This is a genomic window from Stygiolobus caldivivus, assembly GCF_019704315.1.
Classification (GTDB): domain Archaea; phylum Thermoproteota; class Thermoprotei_A; order Sulfolobales; family Sulfolobaceae; genus Stygiolobus; species Stygiolobus caldivivus.
In genome coordinates, this window is the sequence record NZ_AP024597.1 from 2806836 (window position 1) to 2822989 (window position 16154).

Consider the following 16154-nt stretch of genomic DNA (forward strand, 5'->3'; position numbering starts at 1 on the left):
TCCAAAGATTAAGTATAAGCATAGACGTAAATGTAGGGTAATATCCCACGGCAACGATTTTTCAATATATGCTACTAAGAATTAAAGGACTAGCTATGGCGGAAAAGTTATCTAAAAATTATTTCAAACTATACATAAATGTTATCTCAGAAGCTTTTGCACAAGTTGGTTTTTATATCTTAACACCGTTAATTTTATCGGTAGTAAAGGAGGACGGAAAAAATAAGGAGATTATTCTGCTAATTTACCCTCTATATATTTATAGTATTTCTTAATACTAAACCCTAATTTTTCTCCTATCTCGTATTGTCTTTCGGCCCTGACCACAATCTGGTTTTCTCCTATTCTACAGCTTACGTAGTATGAGTCTCCTATGACTTCTGTGGACTCTACTTCACATTCAAAAACTTTATCTTCCAAGCTGACCCATTCCGGTCTGAACCCTATTTCGCCATTAAAGTCAATATTAAATACTTTCGCATCTATGAAATTCATAGGTACATCTCCGATAAATTCGCCTATCCATCTTGTGGCAGGCCTCTCGTATAATTCAGTATAACTCCCTATTTGTTCGAATTTACCTTTGTGTAGGACTCCTATTCTGTCGGCTAAGGTAGCCGCTTCAGCGTGGTTATGGGTTACGAGAATGAATGTCTTCTTATACTCTTTCTGTATAGATTTTAATAGTTTAATAGCCGAGAAACGAGTCCTCGGATCTATATTACTTAACGGCTCATCCATTAAGAACAGACTAGGGTCTCTAACGAGAGCTCTGGCCAGTGCTACCCTTTGTTGCTGTCCTCCAGATATCTTTGTAACCGGTTTTTCTAGTATATCCTTTATTCCTAGCCTCTCGGCGATCTCGGTGACTCTTTTACTGATCTCTTGCTTAGATAATTTACTCATTTTAAGCGGGAAGGCTATGTTCTCGAAGACATTCTTGTTAGGATATAACGCGTAGCTTTGAAAGACCATGGCGATGTTCCTCTTGTTGGGGGGTAGGTCAGTAACGTCTTTACTGTCTATGTATATTTTTCCCGAGTCTGGTTTCTCTATCCCCGCTATCAGTCTGAGGAGAGTCGACTTTCCTTCACCAGAAGGGCCTAAAATAACAAAAAATTCATTATCACGGACTTGTAATGAAAGTTTGTCTATTACTGCTCTCTTGTTATATATCTTTGTTACAGAATCCAATTCTAGTTTAATCATCCCTTTAAGCCACCTCCTAAATATTCTCCCCTTAAATACTTCTGGAGGAGAATCGTGAGGATAATTACGGGTAGAGTTAAGAATAGAGAGAATGACGCAGCTTCTAAGATATTCCCCCTAGTAGTGTATAGATAGATTAAAACGGGAAGGGTAGGCCTTATGGGTGAAATTAGCACTGCGAAAGTGAACTCGTCCCATGATAACATCCAGCTCAACAGAAAAGATGCTATTATACCTTCCCTGGCTAGGGGTAATACTACTTCCGATAGCGACCTAAAGAGGCCTGCCCCGTCCACTCTAGCTTGGAATTCAAGTTCTGGGGGAATAGACTGGAATGTCCCAAGCAAGATAAACGATGTTAAAGGTAGGGCTATAAGCTCTTGTGCTAACGCTAGGCCAAGTGCACTATCAAATAAGCCGAGCTTTATGAAATCGGATGCTATAGGAATCGCTACTACTATGGAAGGCATCATATTGACCGTAAATAGCAGCGTTGTAATCCCATACGCTACTTTCTCTGGTAGCTTACTAAGGCCGTAAGCTGTGGGAATACCTAGAGCTACTGCTATAAGCCCTACTAATGTCGCTGTCTCCAAGCTCTTATAGAGGGCGTGTATTAACTGCGAGTTGGAGAGAGCTTGCTGTAAATTAGAGAGAGTTAGGGCCACGGGGAACTGGTAAGGGTAAAGCCTATCAACTGTGTAGATGGGAGGGACAAATGAGACCAAGAATAAGACGTAGATAGGGTAAATGAGAAATACTATAAAAATGGCTAGAACTATATAAGCTAACTTATTCATCTCCTGCCCCCTCCTCCCAATTTTAATACAATGACTATGAATATAGTTATAAATGCTAACAGTATAGTGGCTGCGGCGTATGAATAGTATTGAGTGATTGTCGTAGAGTAAAACTCATAGGTTAATGTGGTGAGTAACGGAGGACTATAACCCACGAGGATGAGGGGCAGAGCAAATATGTTAAATTCACTTATTCCCCTAATTATCAACGCTATAGCTATGTATTTCTTTAGATTAGGTAAGGTGATCTCAAAGAACCTCCTTACTATACCTGCGCCGTCTACTGCTGCAGCCTCATAAAGCTCTCTCGGTATACTGGAGTACCCAGCTAACATGAGAAGCATAAATACCGGGAAATTCCTCCAACTATCAGCAATTATTATTATTAATAGTTCAAGGGGTGTAGTAGCATACCAATTTATCGTGGGTAAGCCTAAAAATTTTAGGACCCCATTAGCGAACCCACCTGTAGATTGGAAAATAAAGCTGAAGTCAACAGCATTAACAACGGTAGCTATGCCGTAGGGAATTAACGCTAAGATATATAACAGTCTAGCCCCTCTTACCTTCGACACAATAAGAGATGCAATAGCCATCCCTAAAAATAACTGGATAGCTAGTGCTCCTGCGGTCACTACGGCGGTGTTAACTATAGCGCTTGGGAGACCGAAGTAAACCAGTGACTTAAAATTGGATAGCGTAAACGAGTTATTAATAGGTGAGTGAAAGCTTAACCAAACTACTTCTGCTGCAGGATAAAAAGAGAAGACGGTTACATAAATTACTGCAGGAAGGACAAAGGCAAAAAAACTTAGGTTGCCTTTCCCGGTCAATCTAACTAGCACCTCACGCATATAAAGGTCCGAAATCACCTTGTTCATATTGTTGGGCGACTTGAGGCCCGTAGTACTTAGCTAAGTACTGGTACATTTGCGCATTAGCTTGACTCAGTATCTGAGGAATCTGGCTATAAGGAGCATGGTCTACTATGATCTGGTCGAATACGTGATCCATTATGTTGTTCCACTCCGTAATCCATGGAACCGGCGGTCTAAAGAAGGAGTGTTGCAGTGCTGCCTCTTCTTGCTGATATAGGTATGAAATATTAGATGGTAAGTTCTCGTAGGCTTTAGCGTTTACCGCAGGCCAACCTAAGTTTACAATAAATATACGCTGAACCTCGGAAGATAGCAGGAACTTTGCGAACTCTATTAGGTAAGGTAGATCTTTGGAGGGAACGCCCTTAGGAATTGCTAATACATCTCCTCCCACTAGATGGTCGCTGTTAACTGGACCTGCAGGGCCAGGGTAGACACCAAGCGTACTCGAGTTCATCCCAAGTCCTTGTAGTAATGAATATACGTAAGGCCACTGATAGTCCAGTATGTAGTATTCCCCGCTAGCTAAACCTTTATAAGACCCCCAGTAGCCGTGGATGTAAGCTGGAGCAAAGTAGTTGCTCAGGTTGTATAAATATTCAAACATCTGTATGTCCCCTGAGTCATTAAAGACTATAGGATTTCCGCCAAATTGGACAGCCCACTGGAATAATTCTGTGGCTGTACTGGCACCCCCGTGTCCTTGGAACATTACAGGCTTAACACCGGTCTTTTGGTACAGTAATTCTGAAGCTTCCATGAGAGCTGATAGGTTTTGAGGCGGTTGCGTAAATCCTACTTGTTCTAGGGCTTGTTTATTGTAGAAAACTAGCGGAATATTAGCTCTAAGAGGAATAAAGTATATTGCATGCCATACCTTTATCTCGTAGTTGGTCAGTGTTACCATAGACGGGATAAGTGAGGAAGGCATCATCTGTGACGCTATTGGGCTCAGGTTCATCAGATATCCACCGTAAATAAGTTCACCTATGACCATATTGTCTTCACCTATTATTGTAGGCCCAATTTTCCCAGCTTGTTCTAAAGATTCTATGCTCTGCACTATCTGTGATGCGCTCTCGTCAACGTAATTTATTTTTATGTTAGGGTGCTGTTTCTCGAACATTGGTATTACTACAGTCTGCATAACCTTAGCTTCAGACGGGGCTAAGTCGTCAAAATACGTTATGGTGATTGTTGAAGACGTCGTAGTGGTCGGTTTAACTGAAGACATGTAAAAGTATACTCCAAGGGCTACTACTAGTGCAGCTACTACTATTATAGCGATTAATGCTGCACCTGAGATTGCTCTCCTAAGCTTTATATCCTTATTTGAAAATTTCTTATTGTTTAAAAAATCTCTAAAAGCCATAGTAGATCAGCGATCAATATATAAATAATCATTAATTAATCTAACTCTACGATATACCTTTAAATTAATAAAAAGAGTTATTACTTTACTACAAACATAATGACTGAATTTTTAGTCATTCTAACTTATTATAAGATATTTAATGTTTACAATTAGGGAGAAGATTATCAAGAATACTTAGTAACATGAAAGGTTATAGAAAATTAGGATATGTTAAAGTGAAATGGAATTAATATTTTACCTAAAATATTAAGAACAGTTAAGCTACTTTGGAATTTATATATGTATGACGTAAAGTTATATCTTAACGATTTAATGCAAGCTAGGTAATGTTAATACTAGGGATGAGCGTATAAAAGCGTTATAGTGAGAATGTTAAAATTTAAACTACTCACAACAACTTTACGTTTATTGTATTATTTGTGTACTAAATTAAGTTAATTCAATATTGAATTAATGTGATAATTTCTAGAGAAATCTTAAACGATCTAATCATACTGCTTGTTATGTTTTTACTAAATTAAGCACTAACAATATCATATTTTCCGATTAGAGCTTCATATCTTCAATCATTTAATCTAAAAAATGTGAATGTAAATACCAAGATAAACACTGCGGATAATACTTAACTATTATGTTTTTAATAATTTACTATATGTTCTCTTGCTCTAACTCATAAAATTATCGACTATTTTCTACGGATAGACAAATTGTCATTTAATTAATTTAGCTAATTTACGTAGTATAATAACGGTTATGTACTGGATCTCAATAAAGTTTTTTATTAATATAATTTTAATTTGCATAATTTTTATTATATGCTTTATTCATTCATAAAGATTTATTTACCTAATTTACGTGTTTTATAACATGAAAGAGCCCCTCATAAATACTATACACGAGTTCATCCGTAGAGCAGGTAAGGTCAACGACGATAATGAGATGATAGCACTAATGACAAAGTTAAACGACTCCGAGATACCCGGACACTTTAACTGGGTAAAGGATATATATGAGGGTATCCACCTGAAAGAGCACCCCTCAAAATTAGCCCTGATCTGGTCTGATATAGATACGGGAGAGGAAGAAGAGTACTCTTACGCGGAACTGCATAGTAAGGCTAACAAACTACTGAACTTCTTAAGGAGTAGGGGAGTGGGAAAAGGTAAGGTAGTCTACGTCATGACCCCTGTTTTACCAGAGTTATGGGTAGCCTATTTAAGCCTGGTCAAGGGTGGGATGGTAATAATACCCACCGCTACAAACCTTACCCCTTACGAGTTAAAGATCAGGTTTTCTGAATCAAGGCCCGATGTCCTGATCGCCGATGAAAAGAGTGCGGAAAAGTTGGACGAGTCAATAGGACATACCTCCCCCCTAAGGGTCGTGGTGAGGGGGAAGAGAGACGGCTGGATCCCCTACGACGAAGTAGAAAAGGAGAGCGGTGAAGCCGAAGCTGAATTAACTACACCTGACGACCCTACTTTTAATTTCTTTACTTCAGGGACTACGGGCCTCCCGAAAAGGGTGATACATACAGCTACATCCTATCCCGTAGGCCATATATCCACAGCGGCAATAATAGGGCTCTCGGGAGACGACGTACACCTGAACTTAAGTGCTCCGGGCTGGGCTAAGTTTGCGTGGAGCTCCTTTTTCGCACCGCTAATTGTAGGAGCGACCGTTGTAGGTATTAATTACGCTGGAAAGTTGGACAGCAATAAGTACTTGGACGCCGTAGAAAGTTATGGGGTAACTTCCTTCTGTGCCCCTCCTACTGCATGGAGACAGTTCATCCTAACAGACCTGAACAAAAGGAAGTTTGAAAAGTTGAGGAAAGTGCTTTCAGCTGGAGAGCCGTTAAACCCGGAGATAATTAAGGTATGGAGAGATAAGTTCAAGTTAACAATAAGGGACTTTTACGGACAGACGGAGACAACTGCTATGATAGGTAACCTGCCCTATTATGATGTAGTCCCGGGGTCCTTTGGAAAACCGTTCCCCATGTATGATGTGAGGTTAGTGGACGATAACGGGAATGAGGTTACGAAGCCCTTTGAGGTAGGGCATATAGTTATAAGGCTTGACAAATGGAGACCGATAGGACTATTTAAGGGGTATTCAGACCCGAGCAAAAACGAGGCTGCGTTTAGAGGGGTCTATTACTATACTGGAGATAAGGCATACTTTGACGAAAAGGGCTATTGGTATTTCGTAGGTAGGGGGGATGACGTGATAAAGACCTCAGACTATAGGGTCGGTCCCTTTGAGGTAGAAAGTGCTCTCATAGAGCACCCTGCAGTAGCTGAGGCTGCTGTAGTCGGGAGTCCCGACCCAGTAAGGTGGCAAGTGATCAAGGCGTTTATTGTCCTTAAGCCGGGTTACACGCCGAGTGAGGACTTAGCAAGGGACATATACCAGCATATGAGGAAATTGCTGTCCTCGTATAAGGTACCTAGGATAATCGAATTTGTGGACGAACTGCCTAAGACTATAAGCGGTAAAATTAAGAGGAATGAACTAAGGAAAATTGAAGAGGAGAGGAGGAAGAAGGGTGAAAGGGGGAGGTATGAGTACTTTGTGTAAAGGACGTTTATAGTTTATTCCCCCCCAATAGTGACCACTCTCCCTTTTTACCCCTTAGTGAGTCTTCCCGGTAGATAATAGGCTTTTTCCTCGTCATCGTGTATTAAACTTTTTCTTTGACGAAAAAGCTAGTTTCAATACTCCAAGTTCTAGATACCGGATTTTATGGTACTATTACTTCTCTGCCTTCAACGTTTCCTGCCTCAAGATCCTTTAGTGCTTCATTAATTTCATCTAATTTCCTTTTTACTATAACTGATTTTATTTTCCCCATTTCTGCCAGTCTTGTTACGTCTTCAAGGTCATTTAGTGTCCCATAATTAGAGCCTAATAGTTGTTTATTCCATACGACTAGGTCAAATGTATCTAAAGATATGTTTTTCCCTTCTAAGCCTACTTCAATTATACCCCCTTCTTGGGCAAGCATTTTCCCCAGTCTGTGTGTACTTTCTTCAGTCCCTACAAGGTCTATGGCTACAGACGCTCCTAGACCTTCGCTTAGCTTATTAACGATTTTTTCTGCTTCATTCGGAGTTACTGCGTAATCTGCACCTAACTTTACAGCCAAATCCCTATGTCTTTCGGATCGCGAAATACCCACTATTATCGCGTTATTTACTAATGCTTTGAGAATCTGGATTACATAAACTGCAAGTCCTCCTATTCCATTTACTATTATAATTGGTAAGGGAAACTTATATACAAACGGAAGGGCTTTTCTTACGGCCCCCATTGACGTGGTTCCCGCATCTGCTAGAGGAGCTGCATCTAATGGGTTCAATTCACTAGTTTTAACCAACCATCTGTAACTTGGTACGAGTAAATACTCTGAAAATCCTCCGTTTGTGGTTTGTCCCGGGATCACTTGATTTTTACATAAACTGAACTTTCCTTCCCTACAATACCTGCATGAAAGGTCTCCCCATGTGGCATATACCACAACTCTATCTCCAACCCTGATACCGTTTACTTTATCGCCTATTTGAACTACTCTTCCTGCATTTTCATGACCTAAGACTATCGGTAATCTAAAGCTAGGCCTAGCCTCAAGCCCTTTCCAAATACGTAAATCGGTTCTGCAGAGCCCTGCGCCTTCAACCCTGACCAGTACTTCTTCCCCTTTGGGCTCTTTCACTTCTATGTTCTCTATGCTCAGGGGCTTTCTTATCTCTCTAAGTAGAGCTGCTCTGGACTTCATATTGAAACTCATCACCATTTAAACTAAAATTATTACTCCATACCAGTTTGGATGATACGTAAAGTAGACCCAGTTCTTAATATTCTTACTGTGAGGAGAAGAAGTATAAAGATCGAGAAAGTATCAGTTTTGAAAACTAAGGTGATCACTAGAGAAAGTTATCCGTATGCAAAGCCCACGGACTACTATAATTTAAATTCTATGTCGCCTTTTAAATCAGCCTTTATGGACGAGATATGCTTTATTAGTCTGGATACTGATGACGGTACTAGATCCGTTTTAGAAACTTCAAAGCAAGTCTGCGATTTTGTATCTGGAACTTTATCAACTCATCTTATAGGACAAGAACTGAGTAATATTACTATGATTTGGGATCTTTTATATCGCTACACTTTGCCTATTGGTAGAACAGGATTGGCTCTACACGCTGTAAGTGCCGTGAATCTACTCATGTATGACGCGTTAGCCAAATCCCTCGGTATACCAGTATATGTTCTTTTGGGAGGAAAAACCAGAGACAAGGTTAAGGCTTACGCGAGCCATCTACATCCTTCGAAGGAATTAGAAGATGAAGCGAGAAAATATGTTGAGGAAGGATATACTGCAATGAAGATGAGATTTTGTTGCGGTCCTGCAGATCCTTTAGCTGTAGATAAAAACGTCGAACTGGTGAAGAGGATTAGAGATTCTGTAGGTTATTCTGTAGAGTTAGCGGGTGATGCGTGGATGTCTTGGAACTTGATTTTCTCTCTGAAGATGATGAGGCGCTTAGAGAAATATGAGATGAGTTGGGTTGAGGAGCCTTTGTTACCTGATGATTTTGACGGTTATAAGTATTTGACCAAATCAACAGATACTCCCGTAGCTGCAGGAGAGCATCATTACCACGTTTATGACTTCAAGAGACTATTAGATTCAGGAGTGAGGATATTACAACCCGATTCCTTATGGGTAGGTGGCATAACTCCTATGAAGAGGATAGTGGGTATAGCCGAGGCGTATGGCGCAGTAGTAATCCCTCACACATCTAATATTTACAATCTTCACTTTATAATATCAGAGCCAGAAAGTATAGCACCGATGGCTGAATATCTTACTAAATATAGGTGGTTAGAGGATGAGGTAGAGAACCCGCCAAAACCTGAAAACGGATACTTTAAACTAGGGGAAGAAGAGGGATTCGGCATAAAATATAAATTTAAGGTAGATAATGAAAGGTAAAATTTCTAATATATTTTAACGTATATTTTAATTAAGTTTAAACAGCAAAATTTCTTTGCATATTTAAAAATATATTTGAAAGATAAAATGTGTGCAGTAACAAATACGGAAAAATTTATATAATTAGCAAAAGAGATATTATCTGCTCATTATCAAATGTAAACAATTAAAAAATGATGCTTTACTTAATGTGAAATATCCTTACTTGTAAGGAAGCTACAATAAATATGCACGTAGCTAATAGTTGATAGATAATCTATGCCTAAGGATTTTTCAGCTTTTGATAATTCTCCAGTTAAGGGCATACACTATAGATGGACTACTCTAGCTGCTATAGGAGATTACCTAGATGCGGGTTCAATAGTGGCCGGAGCTGCATCTACAACTTTCTGGGTATCTTATTTTCACCTATCTTCATTCCTATTAGGGCTAATAGCTTCCTTAAGCCCTAACGCTTTCGCTGCCTTTATAGGAGCATTAATAGCTGGACCCTTAGGAGATAGATACGGCAGGAAGACAATATACACTTACGATCTACTCATTTACATCATAGGAGCTATAATCATTACAGCAAGCACAAGCGTATACATGTTAGTCCCAGGCTATATCTTAGTAGGTCTTGCCGTAGGAATAGACGTACCTACTTCTTGGGCTTTAATTGCAGAATACTCTCCTAAGATGGGTAGAGCAAAGTTAATGTCATTTACTAATATATTCTGGTATATAGGTCCTATCGTAATCTTGGTTCTTGGGATTATTACTTCGCCTCTCGGAGTGAATTCCTTCCGAATACTGTTCGGCAGTCTTGCAATAGTGGCAATAGTCACTTATATACTGAGAAGAAGTTTAATAGAATCGCCAAGATGGGCAGCGGTTAAAGGCCAAGAGGAACAGTTGAAAAAGGCTGAGAGTGCCTTGGGTATAAATCAGACTACAACTTCATCCTCACCAGGGGCGTCATTACCTCAGACAGCCCAGAAGGTGTCTCTAGGCCGATATGCAAAGGGTTTTGCTTTCATAATCCCGGTGTATATATTATGGGGGATTCCTGCAGGGACATTCGGTTTCTTCCTTCCTTTTTTAGTAGCGGCCATAGGGGCCAGTAAGAGCCCGGTAGTCGGAGATCTTGTTGATATAGGATGGTTTTCAACTGCAATTATAGGTATACTCCTAGTCCCTATGAGGCTCGGAGATAAAATAAGTAGAAGACTATTATACCTTATATCTGCGGTAGTGTGTGCTATAGGTTTTGCTATTCCTACAATACTACCTTTTAGAATTCTAGCCGTTGCATTAGCTAACGCTATATTGTTTGGTTTTGGACAAGGCATGGGACTATGGCCTATAACAAGGATGTGGTCTGTAGAACTCTTCCCCACAGAAATAAGGAATACAGCTCAAGGAATAGTGTGGTCCCTTATGAGATTTTCATTAGGTGTATGGAGCTTGTTCGTACTAGGTATTATTAACGCTTTAAGCTATGCGGGGGTAGCAGGACTATTTGCTGCCTTTTTCGTTATAGCTGCGATCTTAGGAGGACTATATGGGCCTAGAGCCGAAGGTAAGACGTTAGAAGAAGTTTTAATGGACTTTTATGGGTTCGTCTAAGTAAAAATTTCTTTTTAAACGTTTTTCTTTTTTATTTTAAAAATAGTTATTTTTAAATCTAGTCAATATTCTTCGCAAGTAGATCGAGTTGACATATTTCATTATAATACTTCATCATGATCTTCTTCTCAGCTTTTCTTATGTATTCCTCAATAGTAGGCTTAGAAAGTTCTAGAATGTTTCCAAGCTCATCAAGGTTTATCCTCCTAGGGAAGTTATAATACCCTCTGGATATAGCTTCAGTTAATGAGTGAAGTTCTTGCTCAGAGAGGTCAAAAAACGTGGGTATTAAGGAGTCCAAACTTATATAAGAAGATCTGAAGAGAGTTATTTTTCCTAAGGATTCTAATTCTTCCTTCAATGATCCTACTTCATCAGACGGCGTAACCACTATTAACCTTTCCTTTCCTTTTCTGATCAGATCCTTAAAATAGAACACAGTGTAATTGTTTAGAGCACTCATAAGCATATGATCAAATTTCTCCTTAAACGTAATACGATATATTCCCCTCTTTTTATCTACTTCAGAAACATTTGTTATCCCAAGTACACTTTTATCCTTTTTAAAAGCTCTTAGGAAATCCTTAAAGTCCTTAGACTTTGCAACCTTAATCTCATCTATACCTAAAATATATTCATTTCTCTTAGGTTTTGCAAAAACAGTTCTAATTGTAACAGAATGATCTGAGGTTAGTTTACTCCAACAATCATCATGTTCAATCTCAAAGAGAATTAAGGTAGTTTCCAACTGTTCCACATTTAAAATCTTTGCTTATACGGTATATAACCTTTTAGTGAGTATAAATATTATTTAAATTTTTTAAATAAAAAATAATAGAGGTTTATTAAAAGCAGGCAATTATGAGAAAATTATAGTAGAAAGTAACAAGGTCTATAAACAAGGAATGGTAAGACTTACAGTCATTATCAATGTCAAAAGCAAGGTATTTTAGCATTAAGCTAAGCGAGACGTAATCTTATGGCTTTAACTTATCCTTTCTCGAGATGGATAAACTAAGGTCATGCCTCTAATTCCTTTACAACTATAATGAAAAAGATTATAACATCTCTCCGTAACCTCCTAACAGACTCCAAATAAGTAAGGAATGGTATTTATAACTACATATCGAATGATCAAATATGTCGAACAATAACATAATTTTAGACTACAATCTAGATCTACTTAAAAACAAGACAATAGCGGTAATAGGATACGGGAATCAAGGAAGGGCACAAGCCAGTATTATGAGAGATAGTGGTTTACATGTAATAGTAGGAAATATCCGTGACAAATATTATGAATTGGCACAAAAGGAAGGCTTCGAAGTTTATGAGATAGAAGAAGCGGTTAAAAGATCAGAAATAGGTCTCCTACTTATTCCTGATGAAATAATGAAAGAAATTTATGAGAAGAAAATTGGTCCTATAATCTCTTCAAAAAAGGAATACGTTCTTGATTTCGCTAGTGGTTATAATGTGGCATTCGGCTTTATCAGACCACCTGGAAATACCGACGTGGTTATGGTAGCCCCCAGAATGATAGGAGAAGGAATGGTAGATCTCCACAAACAAGGAAAAGGCTATCCAGTTCTCATTGGAGTAAAGCAGGATAGTTCAGGAAAAGCATGGGATTACGCTAAAAGTATTGCGAAGGGAATAGGGGCAATAGGATTACCCGGAGGAGTAGCTGTAAAATCTTCTTTTGAAGAGGAAGCTGCAATAGACCTCATGAGTGAACATACCTGGGTCCCCATATTATTCGCAGCTATAAAGGCTTGTTATGATGTAGCCGTAAAGGAATACGGTGTTTCACCCGAGGCAGCTCTTCTCGAGTTTTACGCGTCCGGTGAGCTTTCGGAAATCGCAAGGTTAATGGCTGACGAGGGAATATTCAACCAGATGATACATCATAGCACCACTAGTCAATACGGTACTCTTACGCGATTCTTCAAGTATTACGATCAAATTAAGAAGATAGTGGAAGACGAGGCTAAGGATATATGGAACGGTAATTTTGCTAAGGAGTGGACTCTAGAGCAACTGACAGGGTATCCAGTATTTTACAGGCTATGGAAGATGGCTACTGAAAGTGATATGGCTATTGCAGAAAAAGAACTATATAAGACATTAGGGAGGATAAAGGATGGTAAGAACGTTTAGAATTTTTAAAGTAGGAGAACACGGCGAAGTCCCTGGACCGGAAGTATATTGGATGAGAGACTTTGACAAATGGTACAAACTTTATTTCTATTCATTTCTTATAGAAAGCGAAGACGGCAATGTCCTGGTGAACACGGGGCTCCCTGATGACGTCACCATGAGAAATGATTTTTTGGCTAAATGGGCTAAGAGTGATAGATGTAAGTTCACGTATAGTGAAGATGAAAAAATAGAAAACGGATTAAGGAGGCTAAACATAGACGTTAACGATATTTCACACATAATCATTACTCCCGTACAAGATTATGCAATAGGTAGATTAAATTTATTTAAGAAGGCAAGGATCTATTTCTCGAAAACCGGTTGGTACCACGATGTAGTGAATCCAGAACCCTCCCCGTTTCTCAACAGAGATATATACCTTCCTAAATATATCAGGGATTTCTTATTCGAGGAGGCATGGGATAGGATTAGGCTGGTGGAAAACCAAGAAGTAGTAAAGGGAATAAACGTAAGGTGGACTGGATGTCATCATAGGAGTTCAATGCTAGTCCAGTTTACTTTTAACGGGAAAAGATTCTGCATTAGTGATGCCGTCTTCCTTTTAGGTAATTATGAGGAACTTATTCCTATAGGTATAGCTGAGGACATTTATGAGTGTATTACCGCTTATAAGTATATGAGAAGTGAATGTGATGTAGTAATACCAGCTTATGACCCCGAGAACGTAGTAAGGTATAACCAATACTTGGCATAAAGATTTTCCTTAATACAAGTGTTGACATTACATCACTATTATGTTTATCTATAAAACTTACAACACTACGCCTTTATCATAACCCTGATACAACTTACGCGTAACTAACTTTTTCCTTTAGTCTACTTTTGTCTGCCTGCCCCTAAAATTAACAAATATTATACTTGGTCAGTCCATAAAGGGCAACAGTAACTTTAACTTAAGGCGTATATACCCTTCATATATAGTGCGATAAACCTGCCCTTTAGTACTTGACTGAGTATAATAGTGACTGAGTTACAAAGGATCTTTCTGATGACATCTTCGGTGTTGCTCTAAACAGTCCCTAAATCACGGGTAATTTCTGTGATTCCATGTCGGATATGAATAGAGAAAAGAGCGTCAAAAGCATTAATATTCAATACAGAGAGCTGATGAAATCTAAAAATCAATAGAGATAGAAGTATAATGAAGATCTGTTAATAAAAATAAAATAACTTAATGAAAATTTTTAACCTATTTACTGTCCTACAGCTCTGGCTACCCTACTACTGGCTAGGCCCCCTACTACTCCTACTAACGCGTTCACTGGTACAGTTGTAGAAAGTAAATACAATATATACCCCCAGTTAACTACCGCGCCGTAGATGAATGCCCTGAGGAAGCCGTAATAAAGTAGTGGATCAGGTGTTGCCCATAGTGCTCCCAGTATCCCTCCTTCTATGACTGTGAGTAGTAGTGGGGACCTTATTACTCCTACAGAGCCATCGGCCATTCCTACTCCGAATAACTTACCCCTTGTAGCCACTATCATCATGTCTATGAAGAGGCCGTAGGTCAAAGACTCATAGATGAAGTATAAGGGCTGCCCGCCGAAACCGTAATGGAACGTGTCAGCGAGGACATCAAAGACGAATAAGGTTAGAATACCGACACCGGGCTTCCTCACTAGCGCAGCTACGATAAATATTATGATCATCCTCCCCCAGAAGCCTATGCTTATGAAGGGAGCGTGGGGGACCAGCCTCGACGCAAATGCCCCTATGTAGAACTCCCATACTGTAGAGAAAGCCGCCCCTATACCTATGTACACAAGGTCTATTGTGGTGAACTTGCTGAACCCTACTTTTCTAGAGAAATAAAACGTCAGTGCTGTCGCTATTACAAAATATGCTACTACTATTTCCCACGGTATTTCTCCTGGAATCGAAGTGTCGAACTTTATATCGTTAAAGGTCATGTGTTAGATTATTTACTATCAGATATAAAGATTATCTAAATAGTTTCCATAGATATATAGTCGCTTTATAGTCTATATAGTATGGCTCTCATGGGCATTTCCTGAACTCCCGTTTAGGAAACTTTCCACCGGGCTTATCTCAATACACACAAGGAGAACTGCCCGCGTCAAACAATTATTTGTTCGGTAATTAACTTTTAATATGTTAAATTTGAGTATTACGTATGAAAGACCAGTTCTTAGAAGTAGAAGGGATAAAGAGTTACTTCGTTAAAAACAGTGATGACCTAGCTGTAATCGTAGTTCACGAGATCTGGGGGCTAAACGATAATATCATTGATATCTCTAAGAGGATCGCTAATGAGGGGTACTCTGCTTTTGCCCCACACCTTTATTCTAAATATGAGGTGTTAACCCCGGAAAACATCCAGAGCGTTATGTTTAAGGTCTGGTCGATCCCTCCCGAAAAGAGAGGAGACCCCAGCGTTTACTCTCAGCTCCAGCTCGATGAAACTGGGAAAAAAGTGGTTGAACTCCTAGTTACTAATAGGGAGAAGCTAGAGAGGGAAATGTTGGAAGGACTAAAGAGGTCATATGATTACCTCCTAAAACAAGGTTATAAAAAGGTAGTAGGTATGGGGTTCTGCATGGGAGGGGGGTTAGCTTTTCAGCTCGCTATAGAAGTGCCATTAGACGGTGTGATAGTGTTTTACGGTAGAAACCCAAAGCCTGTTGAAGCCGTGAGCAATATAAAAGGACCTATACTGGGGCTTTATGCTGGTGAAGACCCACCTATAATCTCCGGTCTGCCTGAACTAGTCTCTGCTGTAATCAAATACAAAAAGGACATTGAGATAAAAATCTACCCGGGTGCATATCATGCTTTCTTTAACGATAGAGGCAGGTCATATAATAAAGATGCATCCGAAGATGCTTGGGAAAGGGTAAAGAATTTCCTTAAGAGGGTGAGAAAATGAGTGAAGTTGATCCCTGCTTTTTAGCTTGGGTATATCTACTTGAGAAAATCAATAAAAAGGAGGATGGAAATGAAGAGGGAAAAGAAGGTAAAAATGGAGGTAGTCAGTTTTCACCCTAGCACGTTTTCTTTTTTAACAAGTTTAATTACGAATTAAAATTTTATAATAG

14 protein-coding genes are annotated in these 16154 nt (G+C 39.2%); 7 read left to right on the forward strand and 7 right to left on the reverse strand.

Annotation, left to right across the window (positions count from 1 at the left end):
• Positions 1-231 precede the first annotated feature (231 nt).
• From KN1_RS13950 to KN1_RS13965, 4 genes are read right to left on the reverse strand one after another with little or no spacing between them, the layout of a single operon-like run.
• Positions 232-1209 carry an ABC transporter ATP-binding protein gene (locus KN1_RS13950; protein ID WP_225905715.1) on the reverse strand — a complete coding sequence of 326 codons (978 nt, stop codon included), beginning with the start codon at positions 1207-1209 and terminating at the stop codon, positions 232-234.
• Positions 1206-2009 carry a carbohydrate ABC transporter permease gene (locus tag KN1_RS13955; protein WP_221288348.1) on the reverse strand — a complete coding sequence of 268 codons (804 nt, stop codon included), beginning with the start codon at positions 2007-2009 and terminating at the stop codon, positions 1206-1208. Before KN1_RS13955 ends, KN1_RS13950 begins: the two co-directional genes overlap by 4 nt.
• A complete protein-coding gene (locus KN1_RS13960; RefSeq protein ID WP_225905716.1) occupies positions 2006-2842 on the reverse strand; it encodes a carbohydrate ABC transporter permease in 837 nt (278 codons plus the stop codon). Before KN1_RS13960 ends, KN1_RS13955 begins: the two co-directional genes overlap by 4 nt.
• A 13-nt stretch (positions 2843-2855) precedes the next feature.
• The gene (locus KN1_RS13965; RefSeq protein WP_221288352.1) at positions 2856-4259 is read right to left on the reverse strand and encodes an ABC transporter substrate-binding protein; all 1404 of its coding nucleotides are present in this window, start codon (positions 4257-4259) and stop codon (positions 2856-2858) included.
• An 870-nt stretch (positions 4260-5129) separates the two neighbouring features.
• Between KN1_RS13965 and KN1_RS13970 the strand changes: the two genes are divergently transcribed.
• Positions 5130-6845 (forward strand): acyl--CoA ligase, encoded by a 1716-nt coding sequence (locus KN1_RS13970; RefSeq protein WP_221288354.1) that lies wholly within the window; start codon positions 5130-5132, stop codon positions 6843-6845.
• Between the two features lie 163 nt (positions 6846-7008).
• Here KN1_RS13970 and KN1_RS13975 read toward each other — a convergent pair whose 3' ends face one another.
• Positions 7009-8043, reverse strand: coding sequence for an NAD(P)-dependent alcohol dehydrogenase (locus KN1_RS13975; RefSeq protein ID WP_225905717.1), 1035 nt, complete (start codon positions 8041-8043; stop codon positions 7009-7011).
• Between the two features lie 51 nt (positions 8044-8094).
• Here KN1_RS13975 and KN1_RS13980 point away from each other — a divergent pair, with 51 nt between their 5' ends.
• Positions 8095-9264, forward strand: coding sequence for an enolase C-terminal domain-like protein (locus KN1_RS13980; RefSeq protein ID WP_221288358.1), 1170 nt, complete (start codon positions 8095-8097; stop codon positions 9262-9264).
• Between the two features lie 258 nt (positions 9265-9522).
• Entirely contained in the window at positions 9523-10872 is a 1350-nt protein-coding gene (locus KN1_RS13985; protein WP_221288360.1) for an MFS transporter, read from the forward strand.
• Positions 10873-10930: 58 nt separating this feature from the next.
• Here the strand turns inward: KN1_RS13985 and KN1_RS13990 are convergent, their stop codons facing one another.
• Positions 10931-11629: a helix-turn-helix domain-containing protein gene (locus tag KN1_RS13990; protein ID WP_221288362.1), complete on the reverse strand. Its 699-nt coding sequence runs from the start codon at positions 11627-11629 to the stop codon at positions 10931-10933.
• Between the two features lie 383 nt (positions 11630-12012).
• On the opposite strand from KN1_RS13990, the gene ilvC reads away from it, so the two are divergent.
• Both ilvC and KN1_RS14000 read left to right on the forward strand, forming a co-directional pair.
• The gene (gene ilvC, locus KN1_RS13995) at positions 12013-13032 is read left to right on the forward strand and encodes a ketol-acid reductoisomerase (protein ID WP_221288364.1); all 1020 of its coding nucleotides are present in this window, start codon (positions 12013-12015) and stop codon (positions 13030-13032) included.
• A complete protein-coding gene (locus KN1_RS14000; RefSeq protein WP_221288366.1) occupies positions 13016-13789 on the forward strand; it encodes an MBL fold metallo-hydrolase in 774 nt (257 codons plus the stop codon). Before ilvC ends, KN1_RS14000 begins: the two co-directional genes overlap by 17 nt.
• 499 nt (positions 13790-14288) lie before the next feature.
• Here KN1_RS14000 and KN1_RS14005 read toward each other — a convergent pair whose 3' ends face one another.
• Positions 14289-15008, reverse strand: coding sequence for a hypothetical protein (locus KN1_RS14005; RefSeq protein WP_221288368.1), 720 nt, complete (start codon positions 15006-15008; stop codon positions 14289-14291).
• Positions 15009-15232: 224 nt separating this feature from the next.
• Between KN1_RS14005 and KN1_RS14010 the strand changes: the two genes are divergently transcribed.
• On the forward strand, positions 15233-15985 hold the full coding sequence (locus tag KN1_RS14010; RefSeq protein WP_221288369.1) for a dienelactone hydrolase family protein: 753 nt from the start codon (positions 15233-15235) through the stop codon (positions 15983-15985).
• Positions 15982-16104: a hypothetical protein gene (locus KN1_RS15015; protein ID WP_258712527.1), complete on the forward strand. Its 123-nt coding sequence runs from the start codon at positions 15982-15984 to the stop codon at positions 16102-16104. The genes KN1_RS14010 and KN1_RS15015 overlap by 4 nt, the downstream gene beginning before the upstream one ends.
• Positions 16105-16154: the final 50 nt, after the last annotated feature.

What these genes read in the sequence shown, in the direction of transcription:
- KN1_RS13950 (WP_225905715.1), bottom strand. Translation starts at nt 1,209, where the DNA reads ATGATTAAACTAGAATTGGATTCTGTAACAAAGATATATAACAAGAGA.
- KN1_RS13955 (WP_221288348.1), bottom strand. Translation starts at nt 2,009, where the DNA reads ATGAATAAGTTAGCTTATATAGTTCTAGCCATTTTTATAGTATTTCTC.
- KN1_RS13965 (WP_221288352.1), bottom strand. Translation starts at nt 4,259, where the DNA reads ATGGCTTTTAGAGATTTTTTAAACAATAAGAAATTTTCAAATAAGGAT.
- KN1_RS13970 (WP_221288354.1), top strand. Translation starts at nt 5,130, where the DNA reads ATGAAAGAGCCCCTCATAAATACTATACACGAGTTCATCCGTAGAGCA.
- KN1_RS13975 (WP_225905717.1), bottom strand. Translation starts at nt 8,043, where the DNA reads ATGAAGTCCAGAGCAGCTCTACTTAGAGAGATAAGAAAGCCCCTGAGC.
- KN1_RS13980 (WP_221288358.1), top strand. Translation starts at nt 8,095, where the DNA reads ATGATACGTAAAGTAGACCCAGTTCTTAATATTCTTACTGTGAGGAGA.
- KN1_RS13985 (WP_221288360.1), top strand. Translation starts at nt 9,523, where the DNA reads ATGCCTAAGGATTTTTCAGCTTTTGATAATTCTCCAGTTAAGGGCATA.
- ilvC (WP_221288364.1), top strand. Translation starts at nt 12,013, where the DNA reads ATGTCGAACAATAACATAATTTTAGACTACAATCTAGATCTACTTAAA.
- KN1_RS14000 (WP_221288366.1), top strand. Translation starts at nt 13,016, where the DNA reads ATGGTAAGAACGTTTAGAATTTTTAAAGTAGGAGAACACGGCGAAGTC.
- KN1_RS14005 (WP_221288368.1), bottom strand. Translation starts at nt 15,008, where the DNA reads ATGACCTTTAACGATATAAAGTTCGACACTTCGATTCCAGGAGAAATA.
- KN1_RS14010 (WP_221288369.1), top strand. Translation starts at nt 15,233, where the DNA reads ATGAAAGACCAGTTCTTAGAAGTAGAAGGGATAAAGAGTTACTTCGTT.
- KN1_RS15015 (WP_258712527.1), top strand. Translation starts at nt 15,982, where the DNA reads ATGAGTGAAGTTGATCCCTGCTTTTTAGCTTGGGTATATCTACTTGAG.